Annotated in this window: 15 protein-coding genes and 1 tRNA gene; 9 read left to right on the top strand and 7 right to left on the bottom strand. The window is 49.9% G+C overall.

Translation table 11 applies throughout. The features are described from left to right. Positions 1 to 109 precede the first annotated feature (109 nt). From Q0P86_RS08325 to Q0P86_RS08345, 5 genes are all read left to right on the top strand, one after another. Positions 110 to 1,069, top strand: a complete 960-nt coding sequence (locus tag Q0P86_RS08325; RefSeq protein ID WP_295038769.1) for an SPOR domain-containing protein — start codon at positions 110 to 112, stop codon at positions 1,067 to 1,069. Between the two features lie 79 nt (positions 1,070 to 1,148). Further along, positions 1,149 to 1,232 (top strand) — tRNA-Leu (locus Q0P86_RS08330). Between the two features lie 23 nt (positions 1,233 to 1,255). Then, positions 1,256 to 1,984, top strand: a complete 729-nt coding sequence (locus tag Q0P86_RS08335; RefSeq protein WP_072978115.1) for a hypothetical protein — start codon at positions 1,256 to 1,258, stop codon at positions 1,982 to 1,984. A 7-nt stretch (positions 1,985 to 1,991) separates the two neighbouring features. Continuing rightward, positions 1,992 to 2,339, top strand: a complete 348-nt coding sequence (gene panD, locus Q0P86_RS08340) for an aspartate 1-decarboxylase (protein WP_290993998.1) — start codon at positions 1,992 to 1,994, stop codon at positions 2,337 to 2,339. 31 nt (positions 2,340 to 2,370) lie between these two features. After that, the gene (locus tag Q0P86_RS08345; protein ID WP_295038772.1) at positions 2,371 to 2,982 is read left to right on the top strand and encodes a hypothetical protein; all 612 of its coding nucleotides are present in this window, start codon (positions 2,371 to 2,373) and stop codon (positions 2,980 to 2,982) included. 54 nt (positions 2,983 to 3,036) lie between these two features. Here the strand turns inward: Q0P86_RS08345 and Q0P86_RS08350 are convergent, their stop codons facing one another. From Q0P86_RS08350 to Q0P86_RS08365, 4 genes are all read right to left on the bottom strand, one after another. Beyond that, positions 3,037 to 4,731 carry a BspA family leucine-rich repeat surface protein gene (locus Q0P86_RS08350; RefSeq protein ID WP_295038774.1) on the bottom strand — a complete coding sequence of 565 codons (1,695 nt, stop codon included), beginning with the start codon at positions 4,729 to 4,731 and terminating at the stop codon, positions 3,037 to 3,039. Positions 4,732 to 4,767: 36 nt separating this feature from the next. Further along, entirely contained in the window at positions 4,768 to 5,283 is a 516-nt protein-coding gene (locus Q0P86_RS08355; protein WP_294984740.1) for a hypothetical protein, read from the bottom strand. A gap of 377 nt (positions 5,284 to 5,660) precedes the next feature. Continuing rightward, the gene (locus Q0P86_RS08360) at positions 5,661 to 5,876 is read right to left on the bottom strand and encodes a CopG family antitoxin (RefSeq protein ID WP_294984738.1); all 216 of its coding nucleotides are present in this window, start codon (positions 5,874 to 5,876) and stop codon (positions 5,661 to 5,663) included. Continuing rightward, positions 5,873 to 6,187, bottom strand: coding sequence for a BrnT family toxin (locus tag Q0P86_RS08365; protein ID WP_294984736.1), 315 nt, complete (start codon positions 6,185 to 6,187; stop codon positions 5,873 to 5,875). Before Q0P86_RS08365 ends, Q0P86_RS08360 begins: the two co-directional genes overlap by 4 nt. A gap of 321 nt (positions 6,188 to 6,508) precedes the next feature. On the opposite strand from Q0P86_RS08365, the gene Q0P86_RS08370 reads away from it, so the two are divergent. Genes Q0P86_RS08370 through argS form a run of 3 tightly spaced genes read left to right on the top strand, consistent with a single transcriptional unit; the run spans position 6,509 to position 9,075 of the window. Then, the gene (locus Q0P86_RS08370) at positions 6,509 to 6,961 is read left to right on the top strand and encodes a LytR C-terminal domain-containing protein (RefSeq protein ID WP_294984734.1); all 453 of its coding nucleotides are present in this window, start codon (positions 6,509 to 6,511) and stop codon (positions 6,959 to 6,961) included. Next, entirely contained in the window at positions 6,948 to 7,361 is a 414-nt protein-coding gene (gene rsfS / locus Q0P86_RS08375) for a ribosome silencing factor (protein ID WP_173352226.1), read from the top strand. The genes Q0P86_RS08370 and rsfS overlap by 14 nt, the downstream gene beginning before the upstream one ends. Beyond that, positions 7,348 to 9,075: an arginine--tRNA ligase gene (gene argS, locus Q0P86_RS08380; protein ID WP_295038778.1), complete on the top strand. Its 1,728-nt coding sequence runs from the start codon at positions 7,348 to 7,350 to the stop codon at positions 9,073 to 9,075. Before rsfS ends, argS begins: the two co-directional genes overlap by 14 nt. A 323-nt stretch (positions 9,076 to 9,398) precedes the next feature. On the opposite strand, the gene Q0P86_RS08385 is transcribed toward argS, so the two are convergent. Together Q0P86_RS08385 and Q0P86_RS08390 are read right to left on the bottom strand one after the other, a co-directional pair. Further along, a complete protein-coding gene (locus Q0P86_RS08385; protein ID WP_295038780.1) occupies positions 9,399 to 10,943 on the bottom strand; it encodes a family 16 glycosylhydrolase in 1,545 nt (514 codons plus the stop codon). A gap of 110 nt (positions 10,944 to 11,053) precedes the next feature. After that, positions 11,054 to 12,460, bottom strand: a complete 1,407-nt coding sequence (locus Q0P86_RS08390) for a tetratricopeptide repeat protein (protein WP_295038782.1) — start codon at positions 12,458 to 12,460, stop codon at positions 11,054 to 11,056. A 68-nt stretch (positions 12,461 to 12,528) separates the two neighbouring features. Here Q0P86_RS08390 and Q0P86_RS08395 point away from each other — a divergent pair, with 68 nt between their 5' ends. Then, a complete protein-coding gene (locus tag Q0P86_RS08395; protein ID WP_295038784.1) occupies positions 12,529 to 12,732 on the top strand; it encodes a hypothetical protein in 204 nt (67 codons plus the stop codon). A gap of 105 nt (positions 12,733 to 12,837) precedes the next feature. On the opposite strand, the gene Q0P86_RS08400 is transcribed toward Q0P86_RS08395, so the two are convergent. Continuing rightward, positions 12,838 to 13,500, bottom strand: coding sequence for a DNA alkylation repair protein (locus tag Q0P86_RS08400; RefSeq protein WP_290993982.1), 663 nt, complete (start codon positions 13,498 to 13,500; stop codon positions 12,838 to 12,840). Positions 13,501 to 13,546: the final 46 nt, after the last annotated feature.

Here is a 13,546-nt window from a genome sequence, read left to right on the forward strand (position 1 = left end):
TGTTGTGAGAAGTGCGAGGTGTGAAGTGTGGGGTGTGAAGTGTGGGGTGTGGAATGTGTAGTGAGGTGTGGAGTGTGGAATGTGTAGTGAGAAGTGCGAGGCGATGAGTATGAAGTTTTGGAATATTCGCGGGATTGCGTTTGCATTGCTTTCTGTTTTTGCAGCAAGTGCATTTGCGCAGTCGATGGCAGATGCACACAAGGCCTACGTTGCAGGAAACTGGAAAGAAGCCGCCGCAGCATACGAAGCCGCATGTCCAAAGGAGTCAGATTCCCGGCGTGCCGAATGCTACCTGTGGAACGTTCTCGCCCTTTCGCAAACGGGAAGCGCCCAGTCGTTCAAAATTGCAGGCAAGCGCCTCGACAGCCTCATCCAGACGACCAATCCGCAACGCGCCATCTACGCCGACCTCATGATGACGAGCGCCCAGTTCAGGCTCTACCTTGGCAAATACGACAAGGCTGCCGAAGACTTGATCCAGGCCATAGAGACTTCGCGCCCGCACCAGGCCGTCGTTCTCCAGAAAGTGTGTCAGGCCGTAAAAGCCAAAGTAAAGTCGGACGAACTCAATGACCGCTGCAACCTGCTGAACAGTCCCGACTCGCTAGCAGCAATGCAAAAATCAAAGGCCGCCACAGTAGCCCCAGCCGAACCCGCAAAGGTTTCCGCCCCGGCTCCGAAAAAAGACTCTACCATAGCCGTCCAACCTCCTGTGGCAGACAGTACTCCCTCAAAGGTCGCCGAGCCACCCAAACCCACCCCTGCAGTTGTTCCGACCGCCACCGCTACACCGACCGCAAACGTTCCTGCAGTCACCAAAGCCGAGCCCGCCCCGGAATACTGGACACTCCAGTTGGGCGCCTTCGGAACAAAATCCAACGCAGACCTGCTCGTCACCAACCTCAAAAAACTGAAAATTTCCTGCGCCATCATCGAACAGCCACGGGCGGAACGGACTCTTTACCTTGTACAAACAGGGCGGTTTGAGACAAAGGAACAGGCCGTCGACTTCGCCGCAAACAAGCTCGTGCCCCTGAAAATCGAATACCAACCCCTTCTGAAAAGGTAAAATTGCACAAAAATGGGTATTTTTCTCTTATTTACCCTGCAAAAAAGCAAAAAGTGTTCTATATTTGTGCAAACCCCGCGCCGGGGTGGTGAAATTGGTAGACGCGCCGGACTCAAAATCCGGTACTCGCGAGAGTGTGAGGGTTCGATTCCCTCCCCCGGCATTAAAAACTGAAGGATGAAATTGATGGCGAATTGGTGCAAGATTCTCTCAACAGTGTTGCTGTGCGGCTCTATTGCGTTCGCCCAGTTCGATGACGAATCTTCCGAAGATTCATACTCTTACGGAGCATCTTCCGAAGCATCCGATGACGCATTTGCAAACGACGACGAAAACGTTGGAGAAGCAAAAGCTTCCGGAGACGAATGGCAGGGTTTCAACTACGAAGAAATGGGACTTACCCAGTGGGAATTCCAGCAGGCCAAGGAAGAAGGCGTGTCTAGGGACAAACTCACGAACCTTGTCGAAATGGGAATCCGCCCGTCCGAATATCTCCAAAAGCCCTGGGAAAAGCTTGGTGTTTCCGAAGAAGAATGGATTAGCCAGCGTTCCGGCGGACTTGAAGATGCCGATATTGACCGTTCTTATCGTAACAATGCCGGCGATCAGAGCTACGCTTACCTTTCCCTGTTGATTCCCTCGCTTTACCAGTGGCACAAGGATGAATCCATGAAGGCCATCTGGATGGACGCCCTTTGGGTGGGAAGCGTCGGAACAACGGTCTACCTTGCCACTGACGGAAACACGGCTTGGTGGTACGGCCTGATTTTTGTTGCCGCTGCCCACATCTGGTCTTTCGCAGACGCATTCTTCAGCACCCAGTGGGACAGCAACCCGGACGCAAACCGTTTCAGCTACGGAATCCTCCCCACTCCTGAAAATGGTGTTGCAGGATTCTTCAACGTAAAATTCTAAGCGCATCATGCAGCTGGAATTACTCAAAAGCAAAATTCATCGCGCAACTGTAACCGACGCAAACCTCAACTATGAGGGTTCGATTACTATTGCCCGCGATTTGATGGATGCAGCAAACATCCTCCCCTTCGAAAAAGTCGGCGTACTTGACGTGAACAACGGTTCCCGCCTGGACACCTATGTGATTGAAGGCCCTGCCGATTCTGGCGTCATCTGCCTGAACGGCGCTGCGGCCCGCTTAGTTCAGCCGGGCGACCTCGTGATTATCGTGGCCTATGCGACCATGAGCGAGGAAGAAGCCAAGTCGTGGAAACCCACCGTGGTCCACGTGAACGCGAAAAACGAAATCGTGTAATTCGATTCCCCATAATTGCTATATTCTAGGCATGCGGTTAAAGCCGTTTTTGATGATGTCTTTAGCAACGGTAGCCTTCGCGGAAACCCCTGCGAAGGTTGATTCCGCTATTGCAACCACAGCTACAAAATTTGTGGCGACGGCGCCCGCAACGGTGAATGCGGCCCCGAAAGACACGATTGTTGACACAGTCTATGTGATTCCCGACGACGGCATTCCCTGGAACCGCGAGCATTTTGACCCCGAGCGCTTGGTGCGGCACGAAACATTCGACCCCGCGCTCAAAGTCGCATACACCTACTCGGTGAGTTTCATGGGAGGAACCTTTGGGACTTTCGCCCAGCAAAGCTACCTCGCCCACCTGGCCTATGAATTTTCGCCGGAACTTCACTTGTACGCAAATGTAGGTCTCTGGATGCCGCTTTACTCGAACTTTCGCTTCGGCACGCCGATTGCCCGCGAGGACGTGCGACAGGGCAACGTGGACGTCATCCTCCCCGACATTGCGCTCGAATATAAGCCTAACGAAAACATGAGTTTCAGGCTTATGTTCGTGAACGAGAACGATGCCTTCAAGGCGTACGGCCCCTACCGCCACTTCTACGGCGGATGCCCCTGGAGAACGCCTTATTATTGTAGATAAAAAAGTCCTACTCTGTTGAGTAGGACTTTTTTCATTTAGGAAAGCCGAATCTTATTAGGCGAAAGGATCATCTAAAGGCAATTCTTGGTATTCGCTACCATCATAGTAATAGTAGCTGGACCCCTGCTCATCGCCGCCATTATTCCATTCAACATTACGACCATAATATGTCAGGCCCCAAGAGGCCCCCATATCACTCCCGATTTCCCATTCTCCAATACGACAAAGCAGAGTCGGAACATAATAGCCGGCCGCAATAGCCTCTTCCGCGACATTCTTAAAGCCATCTTTCCAAACATCCCAGAAATCCTTTTCTATGTCGCTTGCAAAAGGATCCGGCAATCGAAGACCTGCAAATTCATTATCCATAGCTTCACGAGTCGCATGTCCTAATTTTTTAATCTGAACAACAGCTTGTGAATCTTCGAGGAAATTTTCAAGGCTGATTTCGGAGTTTTGCATAATGAGTTTCATCTTATTAGATTCATCACCATCGAAGAATACTCCAGTTTCGAAATCACCCGTGTATAGGTCTAACTCAAGATCTTCAAGTTTCAAAGTCCATGCACATCTAGAATCAGCTTCGTCCGAAACAGCGATAAAATAAAAACTAGTATCGCAATCAATAGAGCGGTAATCGTCTTCTCTATTTTCATAGATTTCAGAAGCTTCATTTTCGTCTTCAACAGTTTTAATCAAGACCTCGTGACCAAAGTGTGCAAAACCACTAAAGCCAAACGAACGCTTGGGTATGTCACATTCGTAATATTCGGCATTCTCGTCAATGTTTGTTCCTTGCAAGAACGAAGGCAACATGATTTGGTATCCAAGATCAATAAAGTCTTCTGCAAAGCCAACAATTGTCGGCGGAATCTTAAAAACAACACTGCCAAAGGGAACATCGATATCTTCAAAATCATCGTACTTCAAATTAAGGCAAAGCAATCCTTGAGGAAGTTCCACAACAATGTTTTCATCATCCTCGGTATTTTGGGCATTTTGAAGAATATCCTTGATTTGTTCAATTGCCTTCGCAGAAAGAATCTTGTATTTGCCTTCAAGGCAAGATTCATCAAGCTTAATTGTTTTCATTTTATTTTCTCCTTGTTGTGTTTGATTCGGATCAATCTTGCCATACTTTGTCAAGAATAAATTCAGTAGCAGCTGAGCATCGGACTTGGACCACGCTCCTTTACAGACGCCAGCCAAATCTTCAATGTTTTTCAAGTCCCAGTTAAAGATGTTTCCTTTGAACAGAGACCCTTCAAAAATCATCTCCATATTTTCAACGTTTGACACGTTCCACGCACTGATATCTCCATTAAATTCAGCTTGATAGAACATCGTGCGCATATTGGTAACATTAGAAACGTCCCATCGGCTGATATCGCCCTTGAAGGGGGTCATAAAGAACACGCTTCTCATGTTCGTTACATTAGACACATTCCAGTTCGAGACATCACCCGCAAAAGCGGATGAAGCAAACAAGCCTTCCATATTCGTAACATTCGAAACATCCCAGTTAGAAATGTTCCCGTTGAACTTTGACTTGCGGAACATCCGTTCCATATTAGTGACATTCGACACATCCCATCTACTGATATCGCCATTGAAATTCGATTCCTCGAACAAATGACTCATATCGGTAATCTGCGACACATCGATAAAGTTCAAGTCAACAAAACGACCGCATTTAGCGATGGCTTCGGAGATTATTTTCTTTAGTTCTTCTTTGTTTTTCGGTTGCATAGTTTTTTCTCGAACAAGTTATTTCAAAACTTCGGCTCACTTATGCAGCGTAATGCCACATTCTTTATACCTTGCAGTCGGATCCTTGGTAAAATCACAGTCTTTGGGCATTTTGCTAGTCAGTTTTGCCTCTCGAAGAGATGCGTCCTCTTCTTCAGTAATAAACACCACTTTGCAATACTTCTTGACAAAATTTTTAAGATCCTCTCGGGACAATCCTCCCCGCGCCAGATAATACTTTTTCAAGTGATTATGTAGGACTTTGACCGGTATCATGTGTTCAATAACAAACCCCTTTGGTCTGTCTGAACTAAATAGGAAAACTTTTCCATTAACCACCCAACGGCTTTTTAATTTATTCAACTTCTGGAAAGCTTTTTCAGAAACAGCCAATTCCATTTTCGAACTCGGCAAAGCACAACCACCCAAAATAAATTGCTTCGTCCGTTCCGAAAAAAGATTGCCCGGCCTTGCTGAATAGATTACATCAATCAGCTTTACCTTGTCTTCAACAGACATTTCTCTAATTTCATTTGAAGCATCATAGCTCATAATAGCACCTCTCTTTAAAAAACACTCAAAAACCGCCTGGACCAAAACGATTGTCGGCAAAACAAGAACACATCCGAGGCACAAAGCCACGGATTAAAGCAAACCTCCAAACGGAGTCACTTAGTAAAGTAAACTTTACAAGAGGGGGGGGGGTAACGGTTTTTGCAAGACCGAGCATGGCCACACGGGCACAAGTGGAAATGCCCATGGTCATAGATTCGTGGCGTATCAGCAAAGTATCACCCAATAATTCCATACAGCTAATATACATTATTTTTTACAAGCGGTCGATTTTTATAAAAAAAAACGATATAATCCCCCCAAAAATGATGAAAACGCCGAAATTGAATCAATTTCATGAAATTTGACCAGAAAGATCACTGCCACGACATAGTCAGTTTGCGTTTTGTATTTGCGCAATCCGTCAAGTACGAGTCAATCAGCACCTGATACGGAATACCAAGTTCCGCAGCCATATTCTTGAAATAGTCAATTGTATCGGAATTCAATCTTATGGATATTTGCTTCTTGAGAAGCTTCGCATAAGGATTCTTCTTAGCCTTCATCTTTGTAAAATCATATTCCTTTTTCATAAGCAATCTCCTTTTCTAGCATTCCAATAATACTGAAATTCCTTTTTTGTCACTTTTCGAGCGCTAATAATGCGGTTTATTAATTGTTCGGGAATAATTCCGCTACGCTCTGTAAATACGACAACCAAAGTCCTCAACTGATTAGACAAACCGATAAGAATTGACCGATCCTCCTGAACCGAATGTTCCGCATCAAAGAATACTCTAGCATAATCATCTTCGAAGCAGGTCTTGGCCTCCTCAAACGAAACACCGTGTTTCTTTTGATTTGTTGCATTTTTCTTGTCATCCCAGACGAATTCTACTTGCATATAGAAAACCTCCGGATAATTATAATATAATTATAAAAATAAAAAGAAGCAACTCCTTTCTGGTGCAGCCACCATTTTTCTGTAGTCATTCGATCCCTTTCAAGGATTCTTCGTAGAACATTCTACAAAGAGACATCGAAAACGTTTCTGTCTATACTATACACGTTTTTTTCGAGGTAAAAAAGCCTCTCCTTACGCGTAAAATTTTCAAAACAGTCTTTTGGCCCCAAAAGTACCTATCGGAAGTCTCTACGAAATAATGATGTTACCAAAGGTAACTTACTAAAAGTAAGTTGAAATTTTCTACATTTCTATCAAAGAATGTACCTTCATTTTTCGAAAGCACGCTCGTTTGCATCGGCCGCCGCAACGGTGGCTTCGCTGTTGTTTGTGGCAACGGCGTTTTTAGGTTGCGAAGAGGAGCAGAAGAAGGCGCCGGTAGAAAAGGTGGTGCGCACCTACAAGGGCGATGTTGAGGTGCTGAACAGCTGCGGAATGCAGGGGGCGGCAGCCAAGATGCGCTCTTACCTGCGCGCAAACGGATTTGACGTCGTCAGTTCTAGAAACGATAGATTACAGAACTACGATGAAACCGTGCTGGTGCTCAGGAACCCCGAGTGGGAAGGCGCCAAGGCGCTCGCCCGCGCACTCAAGACGAAGAACGTACTCGTGGTCCACAGCAGCCGCGCCGTCGTAGATGCCGCCGTGTACATCGGCAAAGACTTTGAACAAATAGTAGAACCCGAACAGGGAGAAACAGATGACAACGAATAAGCAAGAACTTCCCCAGTCCGTCCAAATGGGCGCAAGCATTTTGTTTGAGCTGCGCGCCCAGAACGTGCAGCTGATTGACCTGCGCGGCATCAAGGATGTCACGGATTATTTCCTCGTGGCAACCTGCGAGAGCGAAGCCCAGATGCAGGCAATTTTGAACGAACTCCGCAAGGAATTCAAGGCGAACAAGCTCCCCTCCGTGGGCGTGGAATACAAGGAAGGAGTGCGCTGGGCAGTGTTCGATGCCGGCCTCGACCTAATGGTCCACCTGTTCGAAGAAGAAAAGCGTAACGAGATTTCGCTTGACCGTCTCTATGCTGACGGCAAGATTGTGGAACTCGACGAAAATGACTTTGTAAAGACCACCGACAAGAAGGCCGACGACAATGAACTCGTTTGAGCAAGAAATCGCAGAAGCGCTCGCCGCTACAGGTTCCTTCGAGAAGGAAGCCGCACTCAAGCTTATCTCCGTGCCGCCTGACACCACCCACGGCAACTTCACCATTCCTTGTTTCTCCTTGGCCAAGGTGATGCGCAAGGCCCCGAAGATGATTGCCGAAGATCTCGCCGCCCAAGTGAAACTCCCCGCAGGCCTCTCGAAGGTCGAAGCCGTGAACGGTTACCTGAACTTCTTCATCGACCGCGGATTCCTCGCGAAATCCACTCTCGAAGAAATCGCCGCAAAGGGCCTGGAATATGGCCACGCCGCATCGAACGGGAAGGTCGTGTGCATTGACTTCAGTTCCCCGAACATCGGTAAGGAACTGGCCTTCCACCACCTGCGTTCGACGATGATCGGAAACTCCCTTTCCCGCATCTACAAGGCCGCAGGCTACAAGGTGGAACGCATCAACCACCTGGGCGACTGGGGTACCGCTTTCGGCAAGCTCATCGTGATGTACCTGCGCGAAAAGCGACCGACCGACGACGCCACGCTGGATAGCCTCACCGTGAAGGAACTCAACATTCTTTACGCCGCCTTCTCCAAGGCCAGCAAGGAAGAGCCAGGTCTCGAAGACGAAGCGCGCGCCGCATTCACCAAGCTCGAACAGGGTGACGAATTCTACCGCAAGCTCTGGACCGCCTTCCGCGCCGCAACGCTCAAGGAACTCATGCGCATCTACGATATGATGGGCGTGGGATTCGACCACTACACCGGCGAATCCTTCTTCGAAGACAAGATTCCGGCCATTCTCGACGAACTCCGCGAAAAGAACCTGATGGTGAAGAGCCAGGATCTTGACGTGGTGATGCTCGACGAATTCGACCTGAACCCTTGCCTGATCCGCAAGAGCGACGGTTCTACCTTGTACGCCACCCGCGACTTGGCCGCCGCTTGCTACCGCAAGAAGGAATACAACTTCGACAAGTGCCTCTATGTGGTGGACCTGGGCCAGGCGCTCCACTTCAAGCAGGTGTTCCACGTCTTGAAGAAGATGGGCCGTGAATGGTACAAGGACATGTACCACATTCCGTTCGGCGTGATTCTGCAGCTGGTGGACGGCAAGTGGGAAAAAGGCAAGACCCGCACGGGTACTGCAAGTCTGCTTCGCGACGTGATTGAAGCCGCCCAAAAGAAGATTCTCGAATTCATTGACGAGAAGAATCCGGGCCTCGAGAACAAGGAACTCATCGCCCGCCAGATCGGCATTTCGGCACTCACCTTCAACGACCTCAAGAACAGCCGCCTGAAGGACGTGCGTTTCGATTGGGACGCCGTGATGAGTTTCGAAGGCGATACCGGTCCGTATGTGCAGAATGCCCACGTGCGCCTCTGCAGCATTATGCGCAAGGCCGGCATTGAACGTGCCGACCTCGCCGTCGCAATCAAGGACGTGAACTTCGCTGAACTTGGCGACGATGCCGCTTACAGCCTCATCAACATCTTGTCGAAGAAGGGCAAGAAGATTCTGGACGCTGTCGCCGGAGACGAACCCAGCGTGCTCGCCCAGTACGCCCTGGAAATCGCAGAAGCTGCGCACAAGTTCATTCACGAAGACCGCGTGCTCGGATCCGCCGAAGAGAAGTCCCGTCTGTTCCTGGTTCAGGCCACGCAGATTGTGCTGGAAAACGTGCTCGATTTGCTCGGACTCTTCCCGATTCGCCAGATGTAGTGCGCTTTGTGCACAGTAGACGGTAGACAGTAAATTTGCTGCTCAACCGAAATCAAAAAAACGAGAGCTTAAAGTTCTCGTTTTTTTGTAGATCCCGTCGCTCACTACGTTCGCTCCAGGATGACTTGCTAGCGGGAGTTTGTTTATTTCGTGAAGCGTTTTAATTACGTTCGCTCCAGGATGACATGCTAGCGAGAGTTTGTTTATTTCGTGATGCGTTTTAATTACGTTCGCTCCAGGATGACATACTTGCAGGAGTTTGTTTATTTCGTGATGCGTTTTAATTACGTTCGCTCCAGGATGACATACTTGCAGGAGTTTGTTTATTTCGTGAATCGTTTTAATTCGGAGTGTTTTTCGTCAGTAACGGCAACATGGTAAACACCTGCGGGCAGATTTCGCACATTCATAGCCGCCGTACGGAAGGCTTTGTAACGCATCACCTCTCGGCCCTGCAAATCCAGAATGCGAACAGTCGCGCCATTCTTAAGGTCACTCGCCAGTTCTACAAACAACATGTCGTTTGCATAATGGACTGAAGTTCCGTACACACTTGCATAGTTGCCCAAGTACGGAATCGCAGTCCTACCGGAATCGGTAACAGATGAATCTTTCTTCGTCGTATCCTTCGAAGGAACCACATCGTCCTTGCCAAGCAAACGCCACATCTGGTTCCATTCCCAGTCGTCGGCCCTGCTCTGCACCACGCGTTCGCCATCGGTCGTTGCACGCAAGTACAAGCCGCTGTGCAGCATCTTCATACGCACCACGGAGCCTTCGTAGCCGGACTGCTTCTCCATGACAACCTTCTGATGTCCGCCACCATTCCACTTGTACAAGCCCATGGTAATACCCGCTTCGGTAGATTCATTCGGAGTATCAATGGACAAGTCACCGAAGCCGAACCGGTAAGTTGTCGAAGAAAGCGGAGTAATCGTAACTACGGCAGCATCGGAATTGCAGTCGCCGAGAGCAAGCTTGTCTTCTGCAGTTCTAACCATGCAAGAGCCAAAGTTCATCGAGAAAATGCGAACCGTATCGGGCTTCGCAGGTTTCGCCTGCCACACGCGCACCCAGTCCGCTTCAAAATATGCGGGCTTGTCCGCCGTGATGGCGATATCGTCGCCGGCCCAGCCTCCAATCGCCAGGTTCACGATAATGTACTGCGCCGAGAGCTGCTTGATTTCAGTCGGGCGGTTGTAACTTGCAAACTTCTTGTCGTCAAAGTAGAAGCTGAGGGTTGATTCATCCCATTCCACGGCGTAGTTGTGGAAGCCTGCGGAACGATCCACGTCGTCATCCTTGTGGCCACCGAAAGACGCCTCGTGGTCCCATGCCGAACCATGGCTGTTATACCAGTTCGGGTCCGTGTAATGCAAATAATAATGGTGCTGCTTGCGCGAAGCGGGAATTTCCAAGATATCGATTTCGGGAGGCCAACCGTCTTGCAGAGTCCAGAAGGCAGGCCAGGTTCCCTTCTGCGACGGAGCCTTGAAGCGGCCTTCAATGTAACCGTACTTGACTTCGAAGTGTCCCTTGGTATCGATGGCGCCCGAAGTGTAGTCGACGGGGATTTCCTTGTTGTTGAACTTCGCCTTTTTCCCGTTGGCATTCGGATGGACTTTCTTTTCGCCTTTAAGCTTGAGTGTGCCGTCAGAGACAATCACGTTTTCTTCGGCGCAGTAAGCTCGGTGGTTGTGCGTAGGGCCCCAGTTATACGTAGGGTTCCACTTTTTCTTGTCAAGGCTGGTGCCGTCGAAGTTGTCTTCGAACACCTTTTCCCAGCCGCTGAAATTCGCCGGTGGGTCGGCAAAAACCAGAGAGGCCGATAAAGCCACTATACTCGAAATTATAAAACTTTTTTTCATATCCAACTCCAATCCTCACCCACAACACCCAAAAGCCGTAGGCATTATAAATATACCTACGGCTTCGCTTTTTTCAAAGTCAACAGTTATTAACAAACTGTCAAAAGACCCTATCTAGTTCTGCGAGGCAGCTCAGAAGCGTGCTTTTCGAGCCACACGGCATCTTCGAGCGCACGTTCGGCTTCGGCCGCCCAGTCGGAATCCGGGAACTGCTGCACCACTTCGCGGTAACGCACCACGGCGCTGTGGAAGTCGCGGAGTTCGCGGTAGGCGTTGCCCAGCTGCAACATGGTAAAGTAGCGGTCTTCGGGCTGCTGATCGGTCTCAAGTAGAGCCTTGTACATCTTGAGGGCGGACTCGATGCTTCCTGCGCTGTAAAGCAGGTTTGCATTGGCGAGAGTCGGCGTACTAGACGGGGCATCGGCAATGTCAGCCACCTTCGGTTCTGCAACCGGAGCTTCGGCAACTTGCGTCGGAGCAGGCACAACCGTTTTCGGCGCTTCGGCAGGCTCAGCGACCTTTGAAGCGGCGGCAGCAGATTGATTCTTGCTTTCTTTTTCAGCCTTGATTTCTGCAATACGGGCTTCAGCGGCAGCGCGGTACTTGGCGTTCGGCGCCGCCTTCTTCATATACGCGGCAAGGAACTTCAGTTCCTGATCGGGTTTATTGGACTTTTGCGCAATCTTTGCCAAGAAGAAATTGGCGTCGTTGCCTTCTTCCTTGTATTCAAGGCCCTTCTTCAAGTTGAATTCAGCCTTGTCCATTTCGCCGAGTTCATAACGGGTAAGGCCCGCATAGAAATACGCACCGGCGTGTCCCGGCTGCTTGCGAAGCACTTCGCGCCACAGGGGTGCCGCTTCCTTGTACTTGCCTTCGGCGAAGAGAGCCTTTCCCTTTTCGAACGGGTCAGCCGGAAGCGCGGCAGATTCTTCTTTCACAGGTTCGGCCGCCTTGGTCTCGGCAACCTTTGCTGGTTCCGGTTTCGCCACCTCCGCAGTTTTTTCGACGGGCTTCGGTTCCGGAGCGCTCACCGTTTTCGGCGCCTCAGCTACAGGCGCGGCAGGAGCGGTCTCCGCCTTCGGAGCATCTGCCTTCGGAGCTTCGGTAGCAGCAGGAGTTTCCGCAGGAGCGGCGGCTTCCTGGACCGGTTCTGCGGCAACAGGATTGTTCTTCGGATCCTTCGCGCGTTCGGCATCCGCTTTTGCCTTCTGACCGAGGACCTCATAAACCTTGGCGGCACCTTCGTAGGCGGCGCTCATGGCCGGTTCAAACTTGTAAGCAAGGCGGTAGTTGGCAAGCGCCCCGCTGTAATCCTTCATTTTCATGCGAACTTGCGCGGCGGCAAAGTATGCTTCGGCACTCTTCGGATTTTCGGCCAAGACGGCTCGGTATTCGCCGAGAGCCATTTCGAAATCACCCTTCGCCTCAAAACGGGCGCCCTGTTCCATTCGCGGGTCGGCACTGAACGACAGTCCCACCAAACAAGCCAATGCAATCGCAGAAATACGGATATTCATGTCTTCAATTTAGCAAAATTTACAGCAAAAACATTTTCCTTACGCCAAAGAAATACTACATTCAGGGTATGAGCAAAATTATCGCACGACTTCTTGTTGGGATTCTCGCCGCACTCGCCCTGAAACTGATCAGCCCCCTGCTCCTGCCCACGGCAATTACCGAAAGCGAGAGTTTCGATGCGGTCATCAGCCTTTGCTATGCGGCATGCATCATCGTCCCGTGCGTCATCTATTTCGTAAAGGCTCCCCCCGGAAAAGACAACCGAGGGTAAAAAAAGCCATTTTTTCTGACAACCTATCGTAACGATCGCCACAAAAAAGCCCTCCTGCGGGGTAGCAGAATGGCTCGTTGAAATTTATTTTTTAATTTGTTCTAGCTAAATCAGACGGAGGATTTCCTGGGCGGTCTGTTCTGCGAAGGTATTGTCCTGGACAAAACGACGCACCTCGGTCGGGTTGATTCGGGCGTATTCCGAAAGGGCACGACCGATACCGTTCCTAATGTAGTAATCGTCGTCCTTGGCGCAGGTCAGGCAGAACTCACGGAGCAGCGGCCAGTCGGTGCGGTCCTTGTACTGGATCTGGAAGATGATTGCGCTACGGCGAACCCACACATTCGGATCGCGGATCCAGGATGCGATTTTACTGCGGAGCGCGGGGAGGCGGAGAGCCAGGTCACCCAGAACGCATGCAGCGAGCGTATCGACCGTGTCGCGCCAAGCGCGGGTCTTGATGAGCTTTTTCAGGAAGGCCAGGTGCTGACCACCGAGCAGGGCCCTGTGACGGAACAGGTAGTCGCAGGCCGCATACTGAATTTCACGATACGGCTGTGCCCACATGTCCTCGACCCTGACCACCAACTCGTCACCGTCTTTCGGCGGGTACTTGTCGAAAATGGGATAGGTCACCTCGCGGCGGGGAACAAGACGAATTCCAAGGAAGTCGAACTGTTCACGAGCCTTCTTAGACATTTCATGAGCCTCCTCCTCATTGGAGATGGCGCGGAGTGCAAGTAATATATCTTGTGTAAACCGAAGCATGTTATGCCAAAAATAGTCCAAAAAAAATTTTTTTTCTAGGTCTTGA

The organism is uncultured Fibrobacter sp. (assembly GCF_946062555.1).
Lineage (GTDB): Bacteria > Fibrobacterota > Fibrobacteria > Fibrobacterales > Fibrobacteraceae > Fibrobacter.

Coding starts and splice junctions, on each gene's coding strand:
- Q0P86_RS08400 (WP_290993982.1), bottom strand. CDS start 13,500: ATGCTTCGGTTTACACAAGATATATTACTTGCACTCCGCGCCATCTCC.
- Q0P86_RS08355 (WP_294984740.1), bottom strand. CDS start 5,283: ATGAGCTATGATGCTTCAAATGAAATTAGAGAAATGTCTGTTGAAGAC.
- Q0P86_RS08350 (WP_295038774.1), bottom strand. CDS start 4,731: ATGCAACCGAAAAACAAAGAAGAACTAAAGAAAATAATCTCCGAAGCC.
- panD (WP_290993998.1), top strand. CDS start 1,992: ATGCAGCTGGAATTACTCAAAAGCAAAATTCATCGCGCAACTGTAACC.
- Q0P86_RS08325 (WP_295038769.1), top strand. CDS start 110: ATGAAGTTTTGGAATATTCGCGGGATTGCGTTTGCATTGCTTTCTGTT.
- Q0P86_RS08390 (WP_295038782.1), bottom strand. CDS start 12,460: ATGAATATCCGTATTTCTGCGATTGCATTGGCTTGTTTGGTGGGACTG.
- argS (WP_295038778.1), top strand. CDS start 7,348: ATGAACTCGTTTGAGCAAGAAATCGCAGAAGCGCTCGCCGCTACAGGT.
- Q0P86_RS08395 (WP_295038784.1), top strand. CDS start 12,529: ATGAGCAAAATTATCGCACGACTTCTTGTTGGGATTCTCGCCGCACTC.
- Q0P86_RS08365 (WP_294984736.1), bottom strand. CDS start 6,187: ATGCAAGTAGAATTCGTCTGGGATGACAAGAAAAATGCAACAAATCAA.
- Q0P86_RS08370 (WP_294984734.1), top strand. CDS start 6,509: ATGTACCTTCATTTTTCGAAAGCACGCTCGTTTGCATCGGCCGCCGCA.
- Q0P86_RS08345 (WP_295038772.1), top strand. CDS start 2,371: ATGCGGTTAAAGCCGTTTTTGATGATGTCTTTAGCAACGGTAGCCTTC.
- Q0P86_RS08335 (WP_072978115.1), top strand. CDS start 1,256: ATGGCGAATTGGTGCAAGATTCTCTCAACAGTGTTGCTGTGCGGCTCT.
- Q0P86_RS08385 (WP_295038780.1), bottom strand. CDS start 10,943: ATGAAAAAAAGTTTTATAATTTCGAGTATAGTGGCTTTATCGGCCTCT.
- rsfS (WP_173352226.1), top strand. CDS start 6,948: ATGACAACGAATAAGCAAGAACTTCCCCAGTCCGTCCAAATGGGCGCA.
- Q0P86_RS08360 (WP_294984738.1), bottom strand. CDS start 5,876: ATGAAAAAGGAATATGATTTTACAAAGATGAAGGCTAAGAAGAATCCT.